The organism is Acinetobacter sp. YH12218, from assembly GCF_013417925.1.
Lineage (GTDB): Bacteria > Pseudomonadota > Gammaproteobacteria > Pseudomonadales > Moraxellaceae > Acinetobacter > Acinetobacter amyesii.
Map to the genome: position 1 here is coordinate 1 of NZ_VPDB01000093.1, position 9210 is coordinate 9210.

The window sequence follows — 9210 nt, forward strand, 5'->3', positions numbered from 1 at the left end:
GAGGATCAGAAAGCTTGTTTGAATCGATGTATTTCATCCGCAGATTATGCACGAATGCTAAGAAATCCGGAGTGCAAATATTAACCAAAAAGAAGATCGTTTTTTGATTTATGAAAGAGATCTATTGAGTACCTGCAAACCTGGTGCAGTCGGTAAGAGCAGTGTAAAGCACTCATAATCTGTATGCGCGCCAATACCTTCGGCATCTTTCACTTCAGGGTTATACGGATAATGGATTAGACGCAGCTGGCTGGTCGGATGGGTAATTTTGCAATCAAAAAAATGCTCATCGACATTCAATGCTAAAGCAAAGGCCTGAAAAATCTGCTCGCTAATACTGCGTAAATGGCAGTAATAATCACTGACCGTGCTTTTAAATGTGGCATCATCTGGCCATAACGTAGGGCCAAGTAAAGGAAATGCCGTAGTTTCGCCGTGATAATCATAATTGACGTCATAGGCTTCTTTTAAGTCGTAGCTGTTGCCTGCAAATTGTTCTTCACCAATTGGCACATAGCCACTATGATTTTTCGACAGTCCAATATAGTGTTGCATTTTACTGGCGGTATCTAGTTGGAAATAGCGCTTTGCCACCTGAATCAGTGATGTCGCAAAATCAAAATTGAACTGATCGCCTTTTAAATAAAGAAAACCAACATCTTTACAGGCTTTATCCAACGCAGAGGCTACTTCTAAGCGTTCTGACAGTACCGTGCTTTGCATTTTTGAAATATCAACAAGTGGCAAAACATAAGATTCATTCATCTTCAATTCCTATAATGTTGGCCGTCCAACGCTGTAGTACATCATTTAGGCCGTCCTAAAGATGAAGAGGGATTAATCCAGTTATTTTTGTGTACTGACTTGGGTCATACGCGGAATTTTCGGTAAGTTCTCCATTGCAGGGTCGAGCTCGTCTTCCTGTGCATGCACCAAGAAATCTACCCGTTCGCGCAGTTGTTTAAATTCAGTACTTAGCATGAGTTCAGGATTACGAGGACGGGGTAAATCGACCTCAATAATTTCTTTAATTTCACCAGGATTGGCTTTGAGCGCTACAATACGATCCGCCAATAAAATGGCTTCATCCATATCGTGTGTCACAAAAATGATGGTGATATCAATGTTTTGCCAAAGATCCATTAAATGTTTTTGCATTTTTTGACGGGTATGCGGGTCAAGCGCGCCAAAAGGCTCATCCATCAATAATATTTTGGGTTCATTGACCAATGCGCGGGCAATCGCAACGCGCTGTTTCATCCCACCAGAAAGCTGATGCGGGTACTGATCTTGGTATTTTTCTAGACCAATAATATCAATCCATTCGCGGGCGCTGGATTCAGCCGAAGCATTGCTGGCACCTTTCATTAAAGGGCCGAACATCACATTTTCTTTAACGGTTTTCCATGGAAAAAGCGTGTAGCCTTGAAACACCATGCCACGCTCAGGGCTTGGGCCTTCAATGGCTTGACCATCGACCAGCAATTCACCGCTACTGTATGGGTCTAGTCCAGCCACAATTCGGCTAAAGGTCGATTTACCGCAACCCGATGGGCCAATCACGCAGATAAATTCACGTTTATGAATCTTTAAATCCAACTGATTTAAAATAGTGCGCTCAGTCTTGCCGTGTTTAAAACTTTGTGTGAGTTTTTTTGCTTCTAAAATGACAGGGCGCGCATAAATTGCATCGAAATAAGGGGTGGCATTAAACTCTGTGCTGTTCATTATTTTGCTCCTGCTTTCCATTTAAATAGATGTTGTCCGAGTTTCATTAGCACCACATCGCATACCAAACCAATCACCCCAATGATGAGGATCGCGGCATAGACATTGTCAAAGTTTTGGTAACGCGCTTGTTGGGTGATAAACCACGTAATCCCAGAGGTTGTGCCAATCAGTTCAGAGACAATAAGATAGGTCCAAGCCCAACCCAGCAATACACGCAAGTCGCGGTAAATGTCGGGAAGCGCCGCCGGAATCACCACATAAAATAAGCTTTTCATTTTATTGGTGCCTAGCGTAAAACCTGCTTCGATCAAGCCACGGTCAACCATCCGTGTGGTATTGGCGATAATTAGAATTTGCTGAAATAGCGTACCAATCACGATAATGGCGATTTTAGGTGCATCATTAATGCCTAAAATCGCAACGGCTAAGGCGCCAAAAGCAGGAGCGGGCAAGTAGCGAAAAAATTCAACAAAAGGTTCGGTCAGTTGTGATATTTTTTGAGAAAAACCGCAAAGAATGCCGAGCGGAATACCGATGAGAGAGGCAATAAAAAAAGCGCTGAACACAATTTTAATACTGTGCCATAAGCTTTGATGAAACCATGGGGCATCAGGTTGGGCAGGCGGAGTAATAAAGGCCGTAACCAGCGCTTTTGCCACTTCATGCGGTGCAGGTAGATAGATTGGATTGACCAGTTTGCCTTGAGGTGGCGCTAAACCTGCATTGACCGCAGATTGCGCTTCGGCATAAAACACCGCTTTGTCGACACGGCTATCCACCTGAAAATAAGGCACACTGCCTGACTGCGTAATTTGCACCTGCGGATGCCATAAAAATGGCAAATAACTCACTGCACACCAAATAAGCACAGGAATTAAAAATGATCCTAAGCCAAGCAATAGCTTACTTTTTGGACTGAGCTCTCTTGCGACATAACCCATACTGACCAAGCCCCAATATTACTTTTTTAATAAAACGTAATACCGTTAAGCAATTTGAATGCCAAACGCGTGTATGCCGTGATTTATTGGTCTTATGCCAAGTTAGATAGGCTATAAACAGCAAAAAGCCTGCAAAAGTAGCAGGCGATATCATTTTTTTGATCGATACTGATGCCAAAATGTACTTTTATGGCGCAAGCAATTGCAAAAAAAGTTTTTTCATTCCTTCACTCGAACCCGCTTTAATCAGTTGATACTGCTCAGGTACACGCTGATAATCTGCTTTCGGGTCGATATAAAATGCACGGCAGTTGGCTGGGATTTCGTGAATCAATCCAGCCACAGGATAGACAGCCAGACTCGTACCAATCACAATAAAAATATCTGCTGTTTGCACACTCACACTTGCATCTTCGTAGGCAGGAACTGCTTCGCCAAACCAGACCACATGTGGCCGTAAAGGATATCCTTCAGGGCATTTATCAGTATCTAAGTTTAAATCAGCACCTTCAATGGGAAACAATTCCTGCGTATATTGCGCCTGAGGGCCAGAGCTTTTTGCGTAACGAATATTTCCATGCAGATGTAGTACATTTTGACTGCCTGCACGTTCATGTAGGTCATCAATATTTTGAGTAATGACTTGTACATCAAAAAAATCATCGAGTTCAGCAATTAATTTATGCGCTGCATTTGGCTCTGCGGCTAAAATATGTTTACGGCGTTCATTATAAAAACGCTGTACTAAAGAAGGGTCACGTGCCCAAGCTTCAGGTGTGGCCACATCTTCAATACGATGCTGCTCCCAAAGACCATCACTATCACGGAAGGTATTGATGCCGCTTTCTGCGCTAATGCCGGCACCTGAAAACACCACAATTTTTTGCATAGATATTTAGCCTTATATTTTAATTGATGAGTCCATTGCGTACGGTTGCATGTATTGAACGAATAATTCAGCGAATTTACTGTACTCAAAATATAGCGATTACTTCAACTTAGCTGATGCAATTCTTGTAGCACCCAATCGACAAATTTTTGTATTTGCGGTGAACTGTCTTGGCTCGAATGGACTAAATAATATTTTCGGCTACCGTGCAGTTTTTTATTTGATGCAATCACCAATTCTTTTTTTCTCAGTTCTGCTTCAATCAGCATTTGTGGAATCAGTGCCATACCCATGCCATGACTGGCTGCCACAGAAAGCATAGAAAATAGTTCATGTCGCTGACCATCAAATGGTTTGGAATGCTGAAGCTGATGGGCTTGAAACCATTCTTGCCAAATACTTGGACGGGTGGTTTGCTGTAATAAGGGCAATTGAAGTAACTCTTCATCGCTTAAATTAAAACTGTGATCATCGGTCATTTCCGCATCGGGAAAGTTGTTTTCAATCAATTTGGGGGAACAAACGGGAACCACTTCTTCATCCATTAAATAATGCGCTTGAATACCCGGCCAATGCTCAATTTGCTGTTGCGTTCCTGCAAAAATCGCCGCGTCAAAGACATTTTCATTAAACAAAAAAGGTTTGGTACTAGTTTCCAAATGCACGGTAATTTCAGGATGCTGTGCATTTAATTTATTTAATTTTGGCAACAGCCAACGTGTGGCAAACGTTGGCACAACGCCCAGCTTTAAAGTACCGCCTAAGCCTTTGTGCGTCATGATATCAGAGGTGCTTTTTTCGATGCCTTGCAAAAAGGGTTTAATACTTTTTGCATATTGTTTGCCTGCTTCTGTGAGATCGACACCGTGACGTGTTCGGCTAAATAGCATGACACCTAAATATTCTTCAAGCTGTTGAATTTGGCGTGACACAGCACTTTGAGTAATAAATAACTCTTGAGAAGCATGCGTATAACTTGCGTTTTTTGCAGCAGATTCAAAGCAAATTAAGCTTTGCAATGATGGAATATTGCGCCGCATAGATAAAGTCCTTTTTATCGAGAGGTATCACAAAATGGCATATAAGAATGATTTTCATATACCACTATAGTCTATAAATAAAGCAATCCGCAGTTCAAATCAGTGGCTAAAGTGCTTAACACGCCGTGGACAAAGCTCAGGTATGTGAAAGGCGCATATCTACATGCAAATTAATCGTTTGAATGAATCACTTTTCACACATAGCATCAAATAAAACAAAGAAAGCCCGAAAAAGCAGAGGATGCGATGAATCAAATGGTCAATGTAAAAAAACCAAAAGTACAATTTAACTGGCAAGATCCGTTTCTTTTGGAACAGCAATTAACTGAAGAAGAACGCATGATTCGTGATACTGCGCATGCATACTGTCAAGAGCGTTTACAGCCACGTGTACTCGAACAATTCCGCCATGAAAAAACCGATGCATCTATTTTCCGAGAAATGGGCGAACTTGGCTTGCTTGGCCCTACGATTCCAGAGCAATACGGCGGCGCAGGTCTAAACTATGTTAGCTATGGATTAGTTGCACGTGAAATTGAATATGTTGATTCTGGCTACCGCTCTATGGCCAGCGTGCAAAGTTCTTTGGTGATGGTGCCGATTAATGAATTTGGCTCTGAAGAGCAAAAACAGAAATACCTACCAAAACTGGCAACAGGCGAATACATTGGCTGTTTTGGTTTAACTGAACCAGATCATGGCTCTGACCCAGGTAGCATGATTACTCGTGCAAAAAAGGTCGAAGGTGGTTACCGTCTAACTGGCGCAAAAATGTGGATTACCAACAGCCCAATTGCCGACGTGTTTGTTGTTTGGGCGAAAGAAGTATCGCCTGAAGGTAATGTTAGTGACATTCGTGGTTTTATTTTGGAAAAAGGCTGGGAAGGGCTATCAGCACCAGCGATTCACGGTAAAGTTGGCTTACGTGCATCGATTACCGGTGAAATTGTCATGGACAATGTTTTTGTCCCTGAAGAGAACGCTTTTCCAGAAGTACGTGGTTTAAAAGGTCCATTTACCTGTCTAAACAGTGCACGTTATGGTATCGCTTGGGGCGCAATGGGCGCAGCTGAATTCTGCTGGCACACAGCGCACCAATACACCATGGACCGCAAACAGTTCGGTCGACCATTGGCGGCGAATCAGCTGATTCAAAAGAAATTGGCGGATATGCAAACTGAGATTGCCTTGGGGCTACAAGCTGCGCTTCGCTTTGGACGTATGAAAGATGAAGGTTTAGCTGCAGTAGAAGGCACATCACTCATTAAACGTAACAACTGTGGCAAGGCTTTAGATATTGCCCGTGTAGCGCGTGACATGATGGGCGGAAATGGTATTTCTGATGAGTTTGGTGTTGCCCGCCATTTGGTTAACCTCGAAGTCGTCAACACTTATGAAGGCACACATGATGTACATGCACTGATTCTAGGTCGTGCGCAAACAGGCATCGCGGCTTTTGGTAACTAATTGAATTCAATATCAATAAGGTGCTCTACATAGAGTGCCTTAGAGACTTTTTATGCAAAAATAAACTTAATCAATAAAGGATTCATCGTGAAACACTCTTGTAACTCTGTGCAATAGCCTGAGCAGTGATGAAATAAAAAGAATAAAAAAGGAAAATGTGCAGACATAGGAATGCCGATGACTCATTTGGGAAAATGAGGAACAAGGAAATGAATAACGAAATGCAAAACGGAGCAGGAACGCTCAAATTGCCTTCTAACGTGGGCACGATGCATCGTATTACCAGCAACACTTGGAAAATGGCCTTTATTTTTGCCTTTATTTCATTGGTGATTGATGGTGTAGACATTATGTTGCTGTCATTCAGCCTCACCAGTTTAAAGGCTGAGTTTGGTTTAAGTACATTTCAAGCAGGAATGCTTGGTAGCTCTTCTTTAGCAGGGATGGCGCTAGGTGGTATTTCTGGTGGATGGGCGTGCGATAAATTTGGTCGTGTGAAAACTATTGCTTGGTCAGTAGTATTTTTCTCAATCATGACCTGTATTTTAGGCTTTACCCAAAGCTATGAACAATTTTTAATTTTACGTTTTATTGGCGCATTTGGTCTGGGCTCACTTTATATGGCGTGTAATACGCTCATGGCAGAATATGTACCAACCAAATACCGCACAACGGTACTTGGGACTTTGCAAACGGGTCAAACCGTGGGGTATATCGTTGCAACGCTGATGGCGGGTGCCATTATTCCAGATCACGGCTGGCGCATGCTATTTTATGTCACGATTATTCCTGCTGCTTTTGCCCTTATCTTTATGCGTTTTGTTCCTGAACCAAAATCTTGGCAGGAAGCAAAAATTGAGCAGCTAAAACGCCGTGAATTAAAACTTGAACCTGTACAGCAGCAAGCTGCAGTCAATCAAAATGCACCTTCTGAAAGTATTTATAAACGTATTTTTGGACACACTAATCATCGCAAAATGTTCTTCTTTTGGATGTCGACCGCTGCATTTCTACAATTCGGTTATTACGGTGTTAACAACTGGATGCCAACGTATCTAGAAACCGAACTCAGCATGAACTTTAAAGCCATGACAGGCTATATGGTAGGTGCATATACCGCCATGATTCTGGGCAAAATTTTAGCTGGCTATGCCGCTGACAAGTTCGGACGTCGTATAACCTTTGTGTTTGGTACGGTAGCCACGGCAGCATTTTTACCGATCATCATTTTCTATAACACACCAACCAACATTGCCTATTTACTCGTAACTTTCGGTTTCTTATACGGTATTCCATACGGTGTAAATGCAACTTTTATGGCAGAAAGTTTCTCTACGGATGTGCGCGGTACAGCCATTGGCGGTGCTTACAATATGGGGCGCTTAGGCGCAGCCATTGCACCAGCAACCATTGGTATGATTGCCGCAGGCGGATCGTTCACTATGGCCTTTATTGTGATGGGTGCTGCTTACTTTATTGCAGGTGTTATTCCAGGCTTGTTCATTCGTGAACGTCAATATGACCCGCAGCAAGCATCACTTTCTTCAGATGCGGAAAAAGAAAAACTGGCCAGTTTAGATATACATGTAGCTGATGCAGAGCAAAAAGCGTCTGCAAAAACTGCAACAGTAAAATAATTAAAAAGATCTGTGCCATAGCTCAATACTATGGCACATCTGGAGTGAACTATGGGTGCATTAAAAGGAATTCGTGTATTGGACTTAAGCCGTGTTTTAGCAGGTCCTTGGTGCGGTCAAATATTGGCTGATTTAGGTGCAGAGGTAATCAAAATTGAGCGTCCTAAAGTCGGGGATGATACCCGTATGTGGGGACCACCTTGGATGCCAAATCAGCAAGGTCAAGCGACGAAAGAATCAGGCTATTACCAATGTGCGAACCGTAATAAATATTCTGTAGCCATTGATATTGCCAGTGAAGAAGGGCAAACCCTAGTCCGTGAAATTGCCCAAACTGCAGATGTCGTGATTGAAAACTACAAAGCAGGTTCACTTGCCAAATATGGTTTGGATTATGCATCGCTCAGTGCGCTAAATCCAAATATCGTATATTGCTCAATTACAGGTTTTGGTCAGGATGGGCCTCGCGCGGAAGAACCGGGCTATGACTTTATTATTCAAGGTATGTCCGGCTTAATGAGTATTACTGGTGAATCTGATGATGTAATCGGTGGCGGAGCACAAAAGGTGGGGGTCGCTGTAGTCGACATTCAGACCGGACTGTACTCAACGATTGCCATTCAGGCGGCATTGTTGGCGCGGCAGCATACTGGACGCGGTCAATATATTGATATGTCTTTACTCGATGTACAGGTGGCAGCTTTAGCCAATCAAGGTATGAACTATTTGACCTCAGGTAAAGCACCCAAGCGTATGGGAAATAATCACCCGAATATTGTGCCGTATCAAACTTTTAAAGCCAAAGATAAGGAGTTTATTATTGCCTGTGGTAACGACAAGCAATTTAAAGACTTGTGTATTGCGATTGGCTATACAGAACTGTTAGATCAGCCGAACTATTTACGTAATCAAGATCGGGTAAAACACCGTGATGAATTGATTCCATTATTGAGTGCCTTTTTTCTGACTCAAGATGCTCAAGTTTGGGTCGATGCGATTCATGCGGTAAAAGTGCCAGTCGGTGTAATCAACTCTGTAGACGACGCATTAAATGAACCACAAATTCAACACCGTAACATGGTAGTGAATATTCCACATGCTTTAAATCATGATTTTAAAGTGATTGGTTCACCGATGAAGTTATCTGATACACCTGTGGAATACCGTCATGCACCACCACAGTTAGGACAGCACACGACAGAAATTTTGTCCCAATATAGAACTGAAGCTGAATTAAATGAATTGGCTGCACAAGGTATTATTGATCAACTCAGTCATCCTGCAGCTTAAAATTTCCTAATTAAATTTTGGAATAGACCTCGTGCATAAATCATTTTTTGAACTTTTAAAATTCATGTTTTAAATTCCCTCTCCTTTCAGGCATAGGTATCTACACAAATCCCAAGTTTTGGGTTAAATTGAAGAGCATGCTCTTCAATTTAATATCTCCCATCTTGATACACGTCTCGTCAGACGATACAACGCCCTCGTAAAGCTTAATATGA

General features: G+C 42.3%; 7 protein-coding genes and 1 pseudogene. 3 read left to right on the forward strand and 5 right to left on the reverse strand.

From position 1 onward, the window contains the following. Positions 1-117: 117 nt before the first annotated feature. The 5 genes and pseudogenes from FTV03_RS16115 to FTV03_RS16135 form a co-directional block, all read right to left on the reverse strand. Positions 118-765: pseudogene (locus FTV03_RS16115) on the reverse strand (2-oxoglutarate and iron-dependent oxygenase domain-containing protein); the annotation flags it as partial. Positions 766-846: 81 nt separating this feature from the next. Further along, the gene (locus tag FTV03_RS16120) at positions 847-1728 is read right to left on the reverse strand and encodes an ABC transporter ATP-binding protein (RefSeq protein ID WP_180042179.1); all 882 of its coding nucleotides are present in this window, start codon (positions 1726-1728) and stop codon (positions 847-849) included. Further along, positions 1728-2672, reverse strand: a complete 945-nt coding sequence (locus tag FTV03_RS16125) for an ABC transporter permease (RefSeq protein ID WP_180042181.1) — start codon at positions 2670-2672, stop codon at positions 1728-1730. Before FTV03_RS16125 ends, FTV03_RS16120 begins: the two co-directional genes overlap by 1 nt. Positions 2673-2859: 187 nt before the next feature. Continuing rightward, entirely contained in the window at positions 2860-3561 is a 702-nt protein-coding gene (locus FTV03_RS16130) for a Sir2 family NAD-dependent protein deacetylase (RefSeq protein WP_180042183.1), read from the reverse strand. 104 nt (positions 3562-3665) lie between these two features. Continuing rightward, on the reverse strand, positions 3666-4601 hold the full coding sequence (locus tag FTV03_RS16135) for a LysR substrate-binding domain-containing protein (RefSeq protein WP_180042185.1): 936 nt from the start codon (positions 4599-4601) through the stop codon (positions 3666-3668). Between the two features lie 246 nt (positions 4602-4847). Between FTV03_RS16135 and FTV03_RS16140 the strand changes: the two genes are divergently transcribed. The 3 genes from FTV03_RS16140 (at position 4848) to FTV03_RS16150 (ending at position 8995) form a co-directional block, all read left to right on the forward strand. Then, positions 4848-6068: an acyl-CoA dehydrogenase gene (locus FTV03_RS16140; protein ID WP_180042187.1), complete on the forward strand. Its 1221-nt coding sequence runs from the start codon at positions 4848-4850 to the stop codon at positions 6066-6068. A 209-nt stretch (positions 6069-6277) separates the two neighbouring features. Continuing rightward, positions 6278-7705, forward strand: a complete 1428-nt coding sequence (locus FTV03_RS16145; protein ID WP_180042188.1) for an MFS transporter — start codon at positions 6278-6280, stop codon at positions 7703-7705. Between the two features lie 51 nt (positions 7706-7756). Then, the gene (locus FTV03_RS16150) at positions 7757-8995 is read left to right on the forward strand and encodes a CaiB/BaiF CoA-transferase family protein (protein ID WP_180042190.1); all 1239 of its coding nucleotides are present in this window, start codon (positions 7757-7759) and stop codon (positions 8993-8995) included. The last annotated feature ends 215 nt before the right edge of the window (positions 8996-9210 follow it).